The organism is Hyphobacterium marinum (assembly GCF_036330325.1).
GTDB lineage: Bacteria > Pseudomonadota > Alphaproteobacteria > Caulobacterales > Maricaulaceae > Hyphobacterium > Hyphobacterium marinum.
On the sequence record NZ_JAZDRO010000002.1, the window covers coordinates 19,761 to 35,389 of the forward strand.

The 15,629-nt window shown below is 65.2% G+C and carries 14 protein-coding genes and 1 other RNA gene; all 15 read right to left on the reverse strand.

The genetic code is table 11. The features are described from left to right. Positions 1-67 precede the first annotated feature (67 nt). Positions 68-982: a D-alanine--D-alanine ligase gene (locus V0U35_RS05090; RefSeq protein ID WP_330195590.1), complete on the reverse strand. Its 915-nt coding sequence runs from the start codon at positions 980-982 to the stop codon at positions 68-70. After that, on the reverse strand, positions 979-1,314 hold the full coding sequence (locus V0U35_RS05095; protein WP_330195591.1) for a low molecular weight protein tyrosine phosphatase family protein: 336 nt from the start codon (positions 1,312-1,314) through the stop codon (positions 979-981). Before V0U35_RS05095 ends, V0U35_RS05090 begins: the two co-directional genes overlap by 4 nt. Further along, on the reverse strand, positions 1,311-2,231 hold the full coding sequence (gene murB, locus V0U35_RS05100; protein ID WP_330195592.1) for a UDP-N-acetylmuramate dehydrogenase: 921 nt from the start codon (positions 2,229-2,231) through the stop codon (positions 1,311-1,313). Before murB ends, V0U35_RS05095 begins: the two co-directional genes overlap by 4 nt. Before the next feature lie 157 nt (positions 2,232-2,388). Continuing rightward, on the reverse strand, positions 2,389-3,798 hold the full coding sequence (gene murC / locus V0U35_RS05105) for a UDP-N-acetylmuramate--L-alanine ligase (RefSeq protein ID WP_330195593.1): 1,410 nt from the start codon (positions 3,796-3,798) through the stop codon (positions 2,389-2,391). Continuing rightward, positions 3,795-4,904, reverse strand: coding sequence for an undecaprenyldiphospho-muramoylpentapeptide beta-N-acetylglucosaminyltransferase (gene murG, locus V0U35_RS05110; protein WP_330195594.1), 1,110 nt, complete (start codon positions 4,902-4,904; stop codon positions 3,795-3,797). Before murG ends, murC begins: the two co-directional genes overlap by 4 nt. After that, a complete protein-coding gene (gene ftsW, locus V0U35_RS05115) occupies positions 4,901-6,028 on the reverse strand; it encodes a putative lipid II flippase FtsW (protein ID WP_330195595.1) in 1,128 nt (375 codons plus the stop codon). The genes murG and ftsW overlap by 4 nt, the downstream gene beginning before the upstream one ends. Beyond that, positions 6,025-7,440, reverse strand: a complete 1,416-nt coding sequence (murD, locus tag V0U35_RS05120) for a UDP-N-acetylmuramoyl-L-alanine--D-glutamate ligase (RefSeq protein WP_330195596.1) — start codon at positions 7,438-7,440, stop codon at positions 6,025-6,027. The genes ftsW and murD overlap by 4 nt, the downstream gene beginning before the upstream one ends. A 13-nt stretch (positions 7,441-7,453) precedes the next feature. Further along, positions 7,454-8,560, reverse strand: a complete 1,107-nt coding sequence (gene mraY, locus V0U35_RS05125; RefSeq protein ID WP_330195597.1) for a phospho-N-acetylmuramoyl-pentapeptide-transferase — start codon at positions 8,558-8,560, stop codon at positions 7,454-7,456. Between the two features lies 1 nt (position 8,561). Beyond that, positions 8,562-9,983 carry a UDP-N-acetylmuramoyl-tripeptide--D-alanyl-D-alanine ligase gene (locus tag V0U35_RS05130; RefSeq protein ID WP_330195598.1) on the reverse strand — a complete coding sequence of 474 codons (1,422 nt, stop codon included), beginning with the start codon at positions 9,981-9,983 and terminating at the stop codon, positions 8,562-8,564. Continuing rightward, the gene (locus tag V0U35_RS05135) at positions 9,980-11,431 is read right to left on the reverse strand and encodes a UDP-N-acetylmuramoyl-L-alanyl-D-glutamate--2,6-diaminopimelate ligase (RefSeq protein WP_330195599.1); all 1,452 of its coding nucleotides are present in this window, start codon (positions 11,429-11,431) and stop codon (positions 9,980-9,982) included. Before V0U35_RS05135 ends, V0U35_RS05130 begins: the two co-directional genes overlap by 4 nt. Next, complete coding sequence (locus tag V0U35_RS05140) at positions 11,428-13,197, reverse strand: peptidoglycan D,D-transpeptidase FtsI family protein (RefSeq protein WP_330195600.1); 1,770 nt, start codon at positions 13,195-13,197, stop codon at positions 11,428-11,430. Before V0U35_RS05140 ends, V0U35_RS05135 begins: the two co-directional genes overlap by 4 nt. Next, positions 13,194-13,562: a cell division protein FtsL gene (gene ftsL, locus V0U35_RS05145; protein WP_330195601.1), complete on the reverse strand. Its 369-nt coding sequence runs from the start codon at positions 13,560-13,562 to the stop codon at positions 13,194-13,196. Before ftsL ends, V0U35_RS05140 begins: the two co-directional genes overlap by 4 nt. Then, positions 13,559-14,557, reverse strand: coding sequence for a 16S rRNA (cytosine(1402)-N(4))-methyltransferase RsmH (rsmH, locus tag V0U35_RS05150; RefSeq protein WP_330195602.1), 999 nt, complete (start codon positions 14,555-14,557; stop codon positions 13,559-13,561). The genes ftsL and rsmH overlap by 4 nt, the downstream gene beginning before the upstream one ends. Further along, positions 14,554-15,015, reverse strand: a complete 462-nt coding sequence (locus tag V0U35_RS05155; RefSeq protein ID WP_330195603.1) for a division/cell wall cluster transcriptional repressor MraZ — start codon at positions 15,013-15,015, stop codon at positions 14,554-14,556. The genes rsmH and V0U35_RS05155 overlap by 4 nt, the downstream gene beginning before the upstream one ends. 200 nt (positions 15,016-15,215) lie before the next feature. Further along, an RNA gene (gene rnpB / locus V0U35_RS05160) (RNase P RNA component class A) lies at positions 15,216-15,616 on the reverse strand. Between the last annotated feature and the right edge of the window lie 13 nt (positions 15,617-15,629).

Genomic DNA, 15,629 nt, shown 5'->3' on the forward strand with positions numbered 1-15,629 from the left:
GAAGCCGCGGCGGAACGGGGTCTGGCAGACGTGCGCCTGGAGCCGGTTCGGCTTCCTCGGGCGCGTCTTACCTGGGACATGACGCATCCTCCGCCATCCATTGAACGAGATCGTCAAACGCAATCCCGCTCCACGCCGCCTGTTCGGGGGCGAGGGAAGTCGGAGTCATGCCCGGTTGGGTGTTAATTTCGAGTAACCATACCTGTCCGCTGCCGTTTTCATCCCAGCGGAAATCAGACCGTGTCAGCCCGCGGCATCCCAGTGCTTCGTGCGCCAGGAGAGCGAGCCGGCGGCACTCTTCGGCGATCGCCTCGGGCACATCGGCCGGGACGACATGGCGCGAGCCGCCAGCGGCGTATTTCGCTTCGTAATCATAGAAGGCTGTCGTCGGGAAGATCTCGGTGACGCCCAAGGCCTTGTCGCCCATGACAGCGGTGGTCAGTTCGCGGCCCGGGATGAATGTCTCGATCAGGACTTCTTCACCCAGCGCCCAGTCCGTGGCACCGAGATCGGCGGGCGGGCGGTTCGCGCCCTCTTGCACGATGAAGACGCCGACCGATGAGCCTTGCGCATTCGGCTTGGCGACATAGGGCGGCTTCATGGCGTGGGCCTTGGCCGCCTCGAAACGGTTGACGAGCCTGCCTTCCGGGCACGGCACGCCGAAGCGCTCGAACACCGCCTTGGCGCGCTGCTTGTCCATCGCCAGCGCCGAAGCCAGCACGCCGGAATGGGTGTAAGGCGCGCCATAGTGTTCCAGAATGCCCTGGACCTTGCCGTCCTCGCCCCACTCGCCATGCAGGCCATTGAACACGACGTCCGGCGACGCCTTGGCCAGCTGCGCGGCGAGCTCGCGCGTCGGATCGATCTCGACCACGTCCCAGCCCTTGCGGCGCAGCGCATCGGCGCAGGCCTTGCCCGAGACCAGCGAGACCGGACGTTCGGCGGACAGACCGCCCAAAAGAACCGCGATGCGCTGGGTCATGTATTGGCTTGCCTCAGATAGGGGCGGACACGGGCCTTCAGGAGTTCCACGAGCTCCATATCCATTAGCGGATAGAAATCGGGAATATCCAGGCAGATCACTTTCTTGCCGTTGAGATACTTGCGGAAGCGTTTCTGCAGACGGGTCCGGTGCACCTTTTCCATGACAAAGATGGTGTCGGCCCACTCGACCTGTTCGGTTGAAAGCTGGACCTCGGCGTCATTGGCGATCCCGGCGGAATCCGTTTCCACGCCCGGCCAGTCGGCGAAAACCTGTTCGGCGGTCGGGCTGCGCTCGCGATTGGCGGTGCAGATGAAGAGCACATTCGTCATCGCGCAGGCTCGCCCAGCCGCTTGACCTCCCAGTGAAGATCGATGCCGGTGGCCTTTTTGATGTCGGCGCGTGCGCCCTCGACCACGGCTTCCAGATCAGCCGCCGTCGCCGTGCCGTCATTGATCAGGAAGTTGGCATGCATCTCGGAGAACCGGGCACCGCCGATGCGCTTGCCACGCCATCCGGCCTCGTCGATCAGCTTCCACGCCTTGCGCTGGTCCGGTGTCCCCGGCGGGTCGGGATTCTTGAAGGTCGAGCCCGAGGTGCGCTCGCGGATCGGCTGGGTGGATTCGCGGCGCTGCGAAATTTCATTCATACGCGAAGTAATATCTTCCGGATTGCCGGCCTCGCCCTCGAAGACGGCCTCGGTGAAGATCCAGTCGTCCGGCGCGTCGCTGTGGCGGTAGGCGTAGCCCAGCTCTTCCGGCTGGACGATGATCCGCCGTCCGGCGCGATCCAGCGCGACGGCCTCGACCAGCACGTCCTTGGTTTCGCGGTCATAGCAGCCGGCATTCATCCGCAGCGCGCCGCCTATCGCGCCGGGTATCCCGACAAAGAATTCCAGGCCCGCAATACCGGCTCGCGCGGCGGCTTGGGCGACTTTCTTGTCGAGCGCCGCGGCTCCGGCGCGAAGGCGCGTTTCGCTAATCGGCTCGACTTTTCCAAAGGCCGCGCTGAGGCGCACGACGACACCCCTCACCCCGCCATCGCGGACCAACACGTTCGAGCCGGCCCCCAGCACGGTCACCGGAATCTCGTCGGGTGTCTCGGCGAGGAAGCGCGCCAGATCGGCCTCGTCGGCGGGCAGGAACATCACGTCTGCCGGACCGCCGACACGCAGCCAGGTCACATCACCGAGGGGGGCGTTCTCGATATATTTCCCGCGAACGGGGGGGAGTTTGGTGAGGAGCGTCATGGGTTTCCTCCCCCGTTTACGGGGTCATTGCGCTCCTTTTTCTCCGCAAATGAGTTCGCAATGGCACCCCACCCTGACCCTCCCCTCAAGGGGAGGGAATAGGTGCGCGGACCTCCCTCCCCCTCGGGGGAGGGTTGGGGTGGGGGGAAGCTTCCCTTCACCCCAGTGCCTTCAGCTCGCCCGGCAGGGCATAGGCCCAGGCGGTGATATCCCCGGCTCCGAGACAGATGACGACATCGCCCTCTCCGGCGCGCGCCGCGACATCGCGGGCGACGCGTTCGCGGGTCGTCGGCGCGGCATCGCGGTGACCGTGCGCCTTCAGACCGGCGACGAGATGGTCGCGGTCCGCGCCCGGGATAGGTGCTTCGCCCGCCTCATAGACATCGGCGACGAGGACGCTGTCGGCCTCGTTGAAACAGGTGCAGAAATCCTCGAAGAGATCGCGCAGGCGCGTATAGCGGTGCGGCTGGACAACGGCGATCACCTTGCCGGCCGAAGCCTGGCGTGCGGCCTTCAGGACCGCGGCGATCTCAACCGGGTGATGACCGTAATCGTCGACAATCGCCGCGCCGTTCCAGTCTCCGGTACGCGTAAAGCGCCGCTTCACGCCGCCGAAACCGGCGAGTGCCGAGCGGGCGGAGTCGGCATCGGCACCAAGCTCGCGAGCCACGGCGATCGCGGCAATCGCGTTCATGACATTGTGCTCGCCCATCATCGGCAGGAAGACATTCTCCCACACCTCGTCCTCGCCCTCGCGCGAGCGGAAGACAACATCGAAACGCGAGCCGTCCGCGGCCATGGTCAGATTGCGGCAGCGCACATCAGCTTGCGCGTTGAAGCCATAGGTCACGACACGCCGGTCCTCGATCCGGCTGGCGAGCGCCTGGACTTCAGCGTGATCGGTACACAACACGGCAAAGCCGTAGAAGGGCAGGCCCTCGACGAATTGCGTGAAGGCATCGCGCAGCGCGTCAAAGTCGCCGTAATGCTCCATGTGTTCGGGGTCGATATTGGTGACGATGCCGACCGTGGCGCGCAGCTTCAGGAAGGAGCCGTCGCTCTCGTCGGCTTCGACCGCCATCCAGTCGCCCTCGCCCATCTTGGCATTCGAGCCATAGGCGGAAATGATGCCGCCATTGATGACGGTCGGGTCGAGGCCCGCCGCGTCCATCAGCGCGGACACCAGCGATGTCGTCGTGGTCTTGCCGTGCGTTCCGGCGACCGCGACGGAGTATTTCAACCGCATCAGCTCGGCGAGCATTTCCGCGCGGCGCACGACCGGGATTTTCCGCTCGCGCGCGGCAACGAGTTCGGGATTGTCCTTGCGGATCGCGGTCGACACGACCAGCGCCCCTGCCCCGTCCACATTCTCGGCCCGGTGGCCGATCATCACGCGCGCGCCTTTACCGGTCAGGCGTTCGACATTGGCATTGGCCTTGATGTCGGATCCCTGCACGTCATAGCCGAGATTGAGCATCACCTCGGCAATACCGCTCATGCCGATCCCGCCAATCCCGACGAAGTGGATAGGCCCCACGCGGACCGGGAGATTACGGCTCTGTTTCACGTCGGGGATCCTTCCTTCGGGCCGGGCATGAGGGCATTGATGGCATCGGCAAACAGGCCCGCCGCATCCGGCCGCCCGATCGCGCGCGCCGTTTCTGCCCGATGGGCAAGGTCGGAGTCATTCATCAACCGCACCTCCAGAAGCGCAGCGAGCGCTTCGGGCGTAAACTCGCGTTCGGAGAGCGCATCAGCGGCTCCAGCCTCAACCAGGCTTTCCGCATTGGCGGTCTGGTGATCATCGGCGGCAATGGCGAGCGGCACGAAGATCGCCGGACGCCCGACACAAGCGACTTCCGACACGCTGGAGGCCCCGGCCCGCGCGATGACGAAATGGGATGCCGCCAACCGTTCCCCGACATCGTCGAAGAAGGGACGGCAATCGGCGTTCACGCCCGTATCGCGGTAAATCTCCTGCGCCATGGCAAGGGATTCTTCGCGGGTCTGTTGGGCGACTTCAAGGCGATTGCGAAGCATTTCCGGGAGCATCGCGACCGCCTGGGGCACCGTCTCGGAGAGAAGCCGGGCACCCAGACTGCCGCCGAGCACAAGTAGGCGGACCGGGCCGTCCGTCGTCAGTGCCGGATATCCCGCATTGCGGGCCGCCAGGATGGGGCTACGCACCGGATTGCCGGTGATCAGGCGCTTCGTGCCCTTCGGTGCGCGATCAAGGCGTTCGAAACCGCTGGCCACAAAAGCGGCTTTGGCCGCGAACAGGCGATTGACGCGCCCCAGCACCGCGTTCTGTTCATGGATGGCGTAAGGGATGCGCGCGATCTGGGCGGCTTTCAGCGCCGGGAAGGCCGGATAGCCGCCAAAACCGGCCACCACGTCAGGCTTCCACTCGCGCACGATCCGGCGGGCCTGCCCCACACCGCGCGTCAACGCGATTGCGGCCTTGGCGAGCTTGATCGGGTTCCTCGTCGACGGGCTGGCTGCATCGACAATGTCGACCGTCTCGGCCGGAAAGTCGGCGGTATGCTTCGCACCCCGGACATCGGTGATCAGGCGGACCGACCAGCCTTGCGTGATCAGGGCATCGGCTGCGGCGCGGGCCGGAAAGACGTGACCGCCCGTTCCGCCCGCCGCGAGCAGGATACGCCGGCTCACGATTTGAAGCTCAGCGCATAGGCCCCCGGCCGCCGCCGCGTCAGGGCCAGCATCAGCCCGGCCCCCAGCGCCAGCGCGATCATCGAGGAGCCGCCATAGGAGACGAAGGGCAGGGTCATGCCCTTCGGCGGAATGAGGTTCAAGTTGACCGAGATATTGACCACGGCCTGCAGCGCAAATTGCAGCGCGAGACCGGCCACGGCCAGCTGCGCGAAGTGATCGGTCAGGCGCATGGCGTTCGTCCAGGCCCGCGCCACGAGAATGGCGAAGAGACCGATGATCGACAGCGAGGCAAGCAGGCCGAACTCCTCGGCCGCGACGGCAAAGATGAAATCGGTATGGGCGTCGGGAAGCAGGCGTTTGACCTCGCCTTCCCCCGGACCCGCCCCGGCCATGCCGCCGCGCGAGATCGCCTCGATCGCGCGGTCGATCTGGTAGGTGTCACCGGAGTCCGGATTGAGGAAGCGCTCGATACGCGAAGCGACGTGCGGCAGGAAGAACCAGGCTGCTGCCACCCCGCTGATTGCCGCTGTGCCCAGGCCCGCTATCCACGGCCAGGAGAGGCCGGCGGCGAAGAAAATCCCGCCGAAACAGAAGGTCAGCAGCACAGACTGGCCAAAGTCTGGCTGGAGCATCAATAGGATCACGCCGGTCATGTAGAGGCCGAAGGCGACAGCCCGGCCCGGAACAGGGGCACCACGGCGCGACTCGGCAAACAGCCATGCGATCACGACGATCAGGGACGGTTTGAGGAATTCGGACGGTTGCAAAGAGAACGGACCCAGGCGGAACCAGCGTGTCGCGCCGTTGACCTCGTGTCCAGCGAACAGGATCACCACCATCATCCCGAAGGACGCGATCAGGACCGCCGCTGACAGACGGCGTGCCCCACGCGGGCTGAGCGCCGACACGCCGAGCAATGTCGCAAGGCCAAGCGCCGCGAAAAAACCGTGCCGGAAGATGAAGTGGAAGGGGTTGTCGAGCCGCAGGCGCTCGGCGGCCGCAGGGCTGGCCGCCAGCGACAGGATCAAACCGACCGCAATGAGGGCGAGAACCACGAAAAGCAGGGTCCGGTCCAGCCCCCGCCACCAGTCATTGAAGGCCCGGGCGCGCGACGCGATCATGCCGCGCCCTCTCGGGCTTCGCCGATGCGTGCCTTGACGTAGATTTTGAACATGTCGCCGCGGTGCTCGTAATTTTTGAACTGGTCGAAACTCGCGCACGCAGGTGAAAGAAGAATGACCGGGTTTTTCCGGCCGCCTGCGGCCGCATCGCGCGAGGCAAGATCGACCGCGGCTTCCAGCGTGCCGGCGGTCTCGTGCGCGACCGCATCGCCCATCGTTTTGGCGAACGCGTCGGCAGCCTCGCCGATCAGATAGGCCTTGGCGATACGCGGGAAGAAGGGCGCGAGCGCACCGATCCCGTCCGATTTAGCTTGTCCGCCGACGATCCAGTAGATGTCGTCATAACAGCCGAGCGCCTGCGCCGCGGCATCGGCATTCGTCGCCTTGGAGTCGTTCACGTAGAGGATATTCCCGCGCTCCCCGGCCCGTTCGAGCCGGTGCGGCAGACCGGGGAAGCTCTTGATGGCGGCAGCAATCTGGCGCGGCTCAAGACCCAAGGCCCGGACCGCCGCATAGGCGGCAGCGGCATTCTGGCTGTTGTGGCGACCGGGCAAGGCCGGAGCCGTCGCCATGTCCATCACCGCCTCGGCGTGGCCGCTGAGGCTGTCATGCAGCTTTCCACCCACGGCATAGACGCCGCGGCTGAGCGTGCGTCCGGACGAGATCGGCACGACGCTGCGGCCATTGGCGGCCATCATCGCCGAACAGATTTTCTGGGCGTGCGGGTCATCGACGCCAACGATGGCCGTGTTGCCCTTTACCTGGTTGGCGAAAATGCGCTTCTTGGCCGCGATATAGCCGTCGAGATCGCCATGCCGGTCGAGATGGTCCGGCGCGATGTTCAGGAGCATCGCCACGTCGCAGCCCAGCGTCTCGGTCAGGTCGAGCTGATAGGACGAAAGCTCCAGCACATAGATCGCGCCGCGCCGGGGCGGCTCAAGCCCGAGTACTGCCTCACCGATATTGCCGCCGACACGGGCATCGCGTCCGCAGCGCTTCAGGATATGGCCGATCAACGCCGTCGTCGTCGACTTGCCATTCGTCCCGGTGATGCCGATGACTTTCGGGCGTTCATCATCGGCCAGCGCATTTAATTCGCGCGCAAAGAGTTCGATATCGCCAATGACCCGTGCACCGACCGCACGAGCCAGCTCGACCATGCGGTGCGGCTTGGGATGGGTCAGCGGAATGCCGGGCGAGAGCACCAGCGCGGCGACGTCGCCCCAGTCGCGGCGTCCCAGATCCTCGGTCTCGATCCCGGCGGCTTCAGCGGACTTGCGCGAGTCTTCATTCTCGTCCCAGGCGGAAACCGTCGCCCCGCCCGCCAGCAGGGCCTTCACCGTCGCGATACCGGTCCGGCCGAGGCCGAAGACCGCGACATGCTGACCGGCAAAACTGCGCACGGGGATCATGAGAAAGTCCTGATTATCTCAGCTTGAGGGTAGAAAGACCGATGAGGGCCAGAATGACGGCAATGATCCAGAAACGGATCACGATGGTCGGTTCCTGCCAGCCCAGTTTCTCGAAATGGTGGTGGATCGGGGCCATGCGGAATATCCGCTTGCCGGTCAGCTTGAAGCTGGCGACCTGAACCATAACAGACACCGCCTCGAGGACGAAAAGACCACCTATAATCGCCAGCACGACTTCATGCTTCACGGCCACCGCAATCGTGCCGAGCGCGCCGCCCAGCGAGAGCGATCCGGTATCGCCCATGAACACCATGGCGGGCGGCGCATTATACCAGAGGAAGCCCAGTGACGCTCCCAGCAGAGCACCGCAGAAGACCGCCAACTCACCGGTTCCCGGCGTGAAATTCAGCTGCAGGTAATTGGCGAACACGAAGTTTCCGACGATGTAGGCAATGAAGCCGAAGCTCGCCGCGGCGATCATCACGGGAACGATGGCGAGGCCGTCCAGCCCGTCAGTGAGGTTGACTGCGTTGGACGCGAAGGCGATCACAAGTGTCCCGAAAATAAGGAAAAACGGCCCCAGCGGGATCAGCAAATCCTTGAAGAAGGGGATGGCAACCGAGGTCGCAAAACCCGCCGGGACGTCGGGCGCATTGGCCAATAACTGCGTCATCCAGAACACGGCACCCGCTGCGATAACCAGCTGCAGCCCAAGCTTCATCCAGCTGGAAATCCCTGCCGAGGAACGCTTCGAGACCTTCTGATAGTCGTCATAAAACCCGATCGCGCCATAGCCGACGGTCACATAGAGCACGACCCAGAGATACGGGTTGGAGAGGTCACCCCAGAGCAGGGTCGCGATGACAATTCCGAGCAGGATCAGGAAGCCGCCCATGGTCGGGGTTCCGGCCTTCTCGATGATGTGGCGTTCCGGGCCGTCCTCGCGAATGGGCTGGCCCTCACGCTGTTTCGAACGCAGCCAGTTGATGAAGGGCTTGCCGAAAATGAACACCACCATCAGCGCGGTGATCAGCGCTCCGCCGGTGCGGAAGGTGATGTAATTGAAGAGGTTAAGGAGGGTAATCTCCTCGCCCAGCGGCGCAAGCAGCATGTAGAGCATGTTAGCGGTCTTCCCCCCGTTGACTGCCAGCCGGCTGAGCGGCCAGCAGGGCTTTGACGACCCGATGGACGCCCGAGGCGTTCGAGCCCTTTACCATCACAACGTCGCCCGGCCGGACGGCCTGGGTCAGGCAGGTCAGGGCCGCGTCGGCATCATTCGCGTAGTGTGTTTCGATCCCGTCCTGCAAGGCGTCCGTCAGCGGTGTCATGCGGGACCCGCTGGCGATGACCAGGTCGGCCTTTGCCCGGACCAGCGGTTCGGCCAGACCGGCATGCAGGTCGGGGCTTTTGGGGCCAAGTTCCAGCATCTCTCCCAGCACCGCGATCCGGCGTCCACCCTTGCCAGGCACGAGCCCACCGAGCGTTTCGATCGCAGCGGCCATGGAAACCGGATTGGCGTTGTAGCTTTCATCGAGCAGGCGGATGAACCCGCCGGTCGGGAGACCGACCTGGTGCACGCGTCCCCGGCCCGGCTCGGCCCCGACATCAGGCAACGCCTCGGCCACCGCTTCGGCATCGATCCCGGCGGCGATGGCGGCTGCGAAAATCGCAGCGGCGTTCCAGGCCCAGTGTGCCCCCGATGCGCCGATCCGGAAGTCGAGTGACTTGCCAAGGACCGACACCCGCCCGCGCGCGCCGTCTGGTGCCGTTTCGAACTGGCTGACATTGACGGCCGCTTCGGGCGACAGGCCGAAATCGAGAATGAAGCCAGCGGCGGACCGGCGCGCATGGTCGAGCAGCAATTCGCCGTGCTCGTCATCGCGCGGATAGATCGCGACACCATCGGTCATCAGGCCTTCGTAGATTTCCGCCTTCGCATGAGCGATGTCGGCCACCGAACGGAAGAATTCGAGGTGGGCGGGCGCGATCCGGGTCACGAGTGCGACGTGAGGCCGGACCAGACCGGTCAGATCGCGCAGTTCACCGGCATGGTTCATGCCCATTTCGAAGACGGCGCGGCGCGTTGCTTTCGGCATGCGCGCCAGCGTGAGCGGTACACCCCAGTGATTGTTGTAGGAGCGCTCCGACCAGTGAGCCGGTCCCGCCGCACGGAATACAGCGGCTAGCGCTTCCTTGACCGATGTCTTGCCGACGCTGCCGGTCACGGCCACGCGGATCGCGTCGCTGCGGTCACGGGCGGCACGCCCGAGCGCGCGCAGGCTCTCCAGTGTATCGCGTCCCACCAGCAAATTGCCGGGCATACCGTCTGAGCGCGCGACCAGGCTGCAAGCAGCACCGCGCGCGGCGGCATCGGGTACGAAGTCGTGCCCGTCACGCTGATCGGTCAGCGCCACGAAGAGATCGCGGGGCTTGAGGCTGCGCGTATCGATGGAGACACCGTCAGCCGTCCAGTCAGTCGACCCGGCCAGCTTGCCCCCCGTAGCGGCCAGGGCTTCGCGTGCTGTCCAGAGCGGTTCACTCATGCCCCGCCCTCCTGTTCCGCAACAGCCTGGCGTGCCGCTTCCCGATCGTCGAAGGGGAGGATTTTGGTGCCGATCTTCTGCCCGGTTTCGTGGCCCTTGCCAGCAAGAAGCAGCGTATCACCACTTTCAAGCTCGGCGACGGCGGCGCGGATCGCTTCCATGCGGTCGCCGATCTCGATCGCGTCCGGGCAGCCTTTCATGATGGCGGCGCGGATATCCTCGCCCCGCTCGGAGCGCGGATTGTCATCTGTGACAAAGACCCGGTCGGCGAGCTGGGCCGCGATTACGCCCATTTTCGGCCGTTTCGTCGGATCTCGGTCCCCGCCACAACCAAAGACGATGATCACCCGTCCGCGCGTGTGCGGACGTGCAGCCCGCAGAAGCTTGTCGAGCCCGTCAGGCGTATGGGCATAGTCAACGAGAACCGGGGAGCCGTCTTTGGTCCGGACCGCCAGTTCGAGCCGTCCGGCTACGCCCTTGAGGTGCCGGAGCGCCTCGATGGCGTCTTCGGTCGATACACCGCTTTTCGCGGCCATGGCCGCCGCCCCGACAGCGTTGGCCGTCTGAAACTCGCCGACCAGCGGAAGCTCGACCGTATGGCGTGCGCCCGCGACCTGCAGTTTGACCGTCTGGCTCGCCGCGCGGGGCGTGATTTCCAGAATCCGCCAGTCGGCCCCCGCCCATCCGACCGTGATGACATCGAGACCGCACTCACGCGCGATGGCCTCGACCTTGCCGCCCCAGTCGGAATCAACATTGACGATGGCCGGCGAGCCCTTGGGTGTCAGCTCCCGAAGCAATTTCATTTTGGACGCGAAATAATCGTCAAAATCCGGATGATAGTCGAGATGGTCCTGGGTCAGATTGGTGAAGGCGGCGAGGGAAATCCGGGCACCGTCCATACGTTTCTGTTTCAGGCCGTGGCTGGAGGCCTCCATCGCAAGGTGCGTCACGCCGTCTGCCGCCAAGGCATTGAGCGCCTGATGCAGCGCGACGGCGTCAGGCGTGGTGTAGCCGGTCTCGACGAGGCTCGATCCCTGCGCCACACCGAGCGTACCGAGGCTCGCTGCCTCAATCCCGCCAGAGCGCCAGATCTGGCGCAGAAAATCGACCGTTGAGCTTTTTCCGTTCGTGCCCGTCACCGCCGCGATAAATTCGGGCTGACGGGGATAGAAGCGCGCCGCCAGCCGGGACAGCGCGCCCGCCGGATCGGCGTCGAGAACGACCGGGACGGACACGTCATCCACGGGACTGTCGGTCAGGATTGCCGCCGCCCCGTTGGCGATCGCCTGCGGGATGAAATTGCGACCGTCGACGGTCAGACCTTTCAGCGCCGCAAAGAGAAAACCGGGCTTTACAGCCCGGCTGTCGAGAGTCAGTCCGGCGATCTCCACGGCCTCGTGCCCGGGCGGCGCTGCGTTGGGGCTGACGAGCTCGGCCAGCTTCATTGGGTAAACTCCGGCAAGGACTCGGCCGACGGCGACAGGGCCGCGCGCAGGAGTTCGGAGTTGGATCCCGCCTCGCCATGACGTTCGACACCCAGCATCGGGGCAATCCGGCTGATGATCTCGCCCGCAGCCGGGGCTGCCGTCCATCCGCCGGTCGCGTAGTTGTAGGTCGCAGCAGTACCGTGTGGCTCGTCCAGCATCACCAGCACCACGTATTGCGGATCGTCATAGGGGAAGACCGCCGAGAAGGACGAGATGAGCCGGTTGCGGTCATACCCGCCCCGCCCCGGTTTCTCCGCCGTCCCGGTCTTGCCCGCAACACGGTAACCTGGGGCCTCGGCGCGGCGACCCGTGCCGTCCTCGACGACCTGGCGCATCATGTCGAGCACGGATTGGGCGACGGCGGCATCCATGACGCGCTCACCGGCAACCGTCTCGCCGGGACGAACGGGCTGGAGTGTGGGCTGCACATAGACGCCGCCATTGGCGATGGCGGCAAAGGCCGAGGCGACCATGATCGGGCTGACTGCGATACCGTGACCGTAGGAGATCGTCGCGATTTCGGCCGGACCCCACTGGCGCGGCAACAGCGGCTCGGCGCTTTCGGCCAGCTCGATCGGTGACCGCTCCATCAAGCGCAGACGGGTCAGCATGTCACGCTGCGCGTCGGCACCGGCTTCAAGCGCGATGAGGGAGGAGCCGATATTCGAGGAGTGTGTGAAGACTTCTTCCAGGGTCAGCCGCCTGTTCTCAGCGTGGAAATCATTGATGGTGTGCCCGCCAACCCGGAGAGATCCCCGGGCATCGAAGGTCTCGCCCGGACTGGCAATGCCGGTTTCCAGCGCCAGCGCCACGGTGAAGGCCTTGAAGGTCGACCCCATCTCGTAAACCGACTGCGTGGCACGATTCAGGCGCTCATCGGGCCGTGCCGAGGCAGGCCTGTTGGCGTCGAAATCGGGCAGCGATACGAGACTGACGATCTCGCCGGTCCGCACATTCATGACGACGCCGACTGCGGCCAGGGCCCGGTATTCTGCCATCGTCAGGCGCAAGACCTCGTCGACGTGGAACTGCACGCCCATGTCAATGGAGAGCGGGACAGGGCGGCCATCTCCGGAATCAAGTGCGGCGTTGAAGGCGCGCTCCGCGCCCGCCAACCCGTCCATGTCCCGGTCGGTATAGCCCACGACATGCGCGGCGAGCCGGCCGCGCGGATAGACCCGGCGCGGCTCGATGCGGAAGTCGAGACCAGGCAGCCCGAGCGCGAACACGGCCTGACGCTGGCGCGGGGTAAGATTGCGCTGGATCCAGACAAAACGCCGGCGCGAGGCGAGGTCGTCGCGCAGGCGCGCCTCGTTCACATCAGGCAGAACGGTGGCCAGTGCGGCGGCCGTTTCCGCAGCGTCCCAGACCTGGGTCGGATCAGCAAAGAGCGAGTAGGTTTCCAGCGTGGTGGCCAGCACCTGACCGGTGCGGTCCACAAGATCGCCGCGCCGCAGATCCTCGGCTTCGGCCACAATCGCCGGCCCGGCATCGCCCGCAATCGCCAAACCGAAAGCCCGGACAGCCAGAGCACTGAATGCAATCACCAGAACCATGCCGATTACGACGAGCCGGCCACGCGCCGCCTCGATGGCGCTGACCTCTTCATCTTCCAGGCGGAGGAGCCGCGTCATGTCGGACGGCGCGGCCTCGGCCATGGGCGGCAGCGAAACGGACTCGGTCCGCGCCGAGACCTTCCGGCGGAAAGGCCAGAACCGCTTCACGGGCGCCCCCCGGTCTGAACCGGGACGGCCAGACGCTCGGACTCCGACGCGTAGAGCTCATTGGCCGACGTGCGGGGCCGGTCCGGCTCGATCAGCAACGGCAGATCAGCCATTTCGACTTCGCGGGCCGGGTCGAGCGGCTCAAAACCAAGGTAACGCCGCGCCAGCACCCGAAGGCGCTCCGGGTCTTCCAGGTGGGCAATCTCGACATTGAGAACGTTGATCTGGCGGCGCTCCTCGGCGAGCTGCGCCTGGATTTCCGCCAGCCTTTCCTGCGACCCCTGCGCTTCGGTCTTGGCGATATAGAGGGCCACGGCCAGCACCGCGGCGACCATCAGGGCGAGAGCATTGAGAGCACGAATCATAGAGCGGCCTCCAGGGCAGCCAGTGACGGAGCGGCAGGGATAAGCGACGCGTCCTCAGGCCAGACCGGGGCCTGGGTACGGATCGCGGCGCGCAGGCGGGCCGATCGCGCGCGCGGGTTGGCATTGAGCTCGGCCTCGCCGGCCTCAACCGCTTTGCGTTGGAGCAGGCTGAAGGACGGCGGCTGCGCGGGTTCGACCTCGGGGGCATGGCGCGACCCGCCACCTCCTGACAGGCCGGACCGGTCACGCAGGAACGCCTTGACGATCCGGTCTTCAAGCGAGTGGAAGGTGACGACGACCAGCCGGCCCATGGGAGCCAGAATGCGCTCGGCCGCGGTCAGGGCGCGTACAAGCTCACCCAACTCGTCATTGATGAAAATACGCAGGGCCTGGAACACGCGCGTGGCCGGATGGATGCGGCCCGGCTTGCCCCCAATGGCCCTTGCGACGATTTCGGCCAGCGCTTCGGTCGTCGTGATCGGCGCTTCGGCGCGGGCGCGGACGATGGCCCCGGCAACGCGGCGCGACTTTCGTTCCTCGCCATAGAGGAAGAAAATGTCGGCGAGGTCCTTTTCCGAGAGCAGCCGGACGGCATCGGCGGCGCTGGCACCCTCGCCCGACATGCGCATATCAAGCGGACCTTCCTTCGCAAACGAAAAACCCCGTTCGGCCTGGTCGATCTGCATGGAAGACACGCCGATATCCAGGACAATACCGTCAACCGTTTCACCACCGTGATCGCGGATGATGGCTTCCATCGCGGAGAACGGTGCCCGGACCAGCTGGAAGCGGCCCGGAAAGGCCCTGACCATGTCAGCGGCCAGCGGTGCAACCGTGGGGTCGCGGTCGATGCCCAGAACCCGGCAATCCGCCGAGCCGAGCAGACCGCGCGTATACCCGCCCGCACCAAAGGTGCCGTCGATGTAGAGCGCGCCGTCCCGCGGCTCCATTGCGTGCAGGACTTCAGCGAGCATGACCGGGGCGTGGTTCGTCATGACGGGCGCACCCCAACAGGCGGAAGCTTCAGAGCGCGCTTGTTTTCACGGGCATAGGCGCGGGCGGCAGCCGCCTTCTCGGCGTAAGTTTCCGGATTCCAGATCTCGAAACGCGCGCCCAAGCCGACAAAGGTCGCCTTGCCGTCAAGTCCGGCATGGTCGGCGAACGCCTTGGGCAGGGTGATGCGGCCGGTAGAGTCGAAGCCCAGCGGCTTGGCCGCCCCGAAAATCGAACGCTCCATCGCGACGCGGGCGTCGTCATATGGGGCCATGCCCTCAATGAGGGAGAGATAGCGGTCCATCAGCGTCTGACCGCCACCCTCGAGATAATCGCCGTCAAAGGACGGCCACACGTAAATCCCGTCGAAAGGTTCGCCGCGTACGACGGTACGGAAATCGGCAGGAACGGAAAGCCGCCCCTTCGCATCGATCCCGTTTGTCGTCGTGGACAAGAACACGAACGCCTCCCCTTCGCCCACAGCCCGCCACCGTGGTTAATAATGGGATAACATGGGAAATCATGGGGAACAACGCCGAAAACGGCTCTGTACCTGCTTTTTCGCGACTTCGGAAAGTATTCAAACAGGCTTCACGCCCGCCCGAAAAAGAACAGACAAAGAACAAACTGGTCCGGAAGTGCGGCGCGGCGGGGAAACAGGCGGTCAGGCGGCCTGTAAGCCGGGTTCTGTGCCATTCTTTCCGGAACGGAAAGAACGCGGCGACCATTCCTCTGCGACGTGCTTCGCAGCACGCCTGGCGCGACCTACCCGAATGGCGCGCGAAAGGCGCGCGTGATGCCGCGAAGGCATCGCCCATTCCTATTCGGTCTTGCTCCAGGTGGGGTTTGCCGTGCCCCCTTCCTTGCGGTCGGGGCGGTGCGCTCTTACCGCACCGTTTCACCCTTGCCGGACGCGAGCGCCCGGCGGTCTGTTCTCTGTGGCACTGTCCCTGGGGTCACCCCCGCCAGGCGTTACCTGGCACCTTGCCTTTCGTGGAGCCCGGACTTTCCTCCCCCGCGTCCTTTCGGAAACATGCGGGAGCGGCCGCCCGGCCGCCTGACCGGCGCGGAATG

Coding starts and splice junctions, on each gene's coding strand:
- rsmH (WP_330195602.1), bottom strand. CDS start 14,557: ATGACGAACCACGCCCCGGTCATGCTCGCTGAAGTCCTGCACGCAATG.
- V0U35_RS05090 (WP_330195590.1), bottom strand. CDS start 982: ATGACCCAGCGCATCGCGGTTCTTTTGGGCGGTCTGTCCGCCGAACGT.
- V0U35_RS05130 (WP_330195598.1), bottom strand. CDS start 9,983: ATGAGTGAACCGCTCTGGACAGCACGCGAAGCCCTGGCCGCTACGGGG.
- V0U35_RS05135 (WP_330195599.1), bottom strand. CDS start 11,431: ATGAAGCTGGCCGAGCTCGTCAGCCCCAACGCAGCGCCGCCCGGGCAC.
- ftsW (WP_330195595.1), bottom strand. CDS start 6,028: ATGATCGCGTCGCGCGCCCGGGCCTTCAATGACTGGTGGCGGGGGCTG.
- mraY (WP_330195597.1), bottom strand. CDS start 8,560: ATGCTCTACATGCTGCTTGCGCCGCTGGGCGAGGAGATTACCCTCCTT.
- V0U35_RS05095 (WP_330195591.1), bottom strand. CDS start 1,314: ATGACGAATGTGCTCTTCATCTGCACCGCCAATCGCGAGCGCAGCCCG.
- murD (WP_330195596.1), bottom strand. CDS start 7,440: ATGATCCCCGTGCGCAGTTTTGCCGGTCAGCATGTCGCGGTCTTCGGC.
- murB (WP_330195592.1), bottom strand. CDS start 2,231: ATGACGCTCCTCACCAAACTCCCCCCCGTTCGCGGGAAATATATCGAG.
- ftsL (WP_330195601.1), bottom strand. CDS start 13,562: ATGATTCGTGCTCTCAATGCTCTCGCCCTGATGGTCGCCGCGGTGCTG.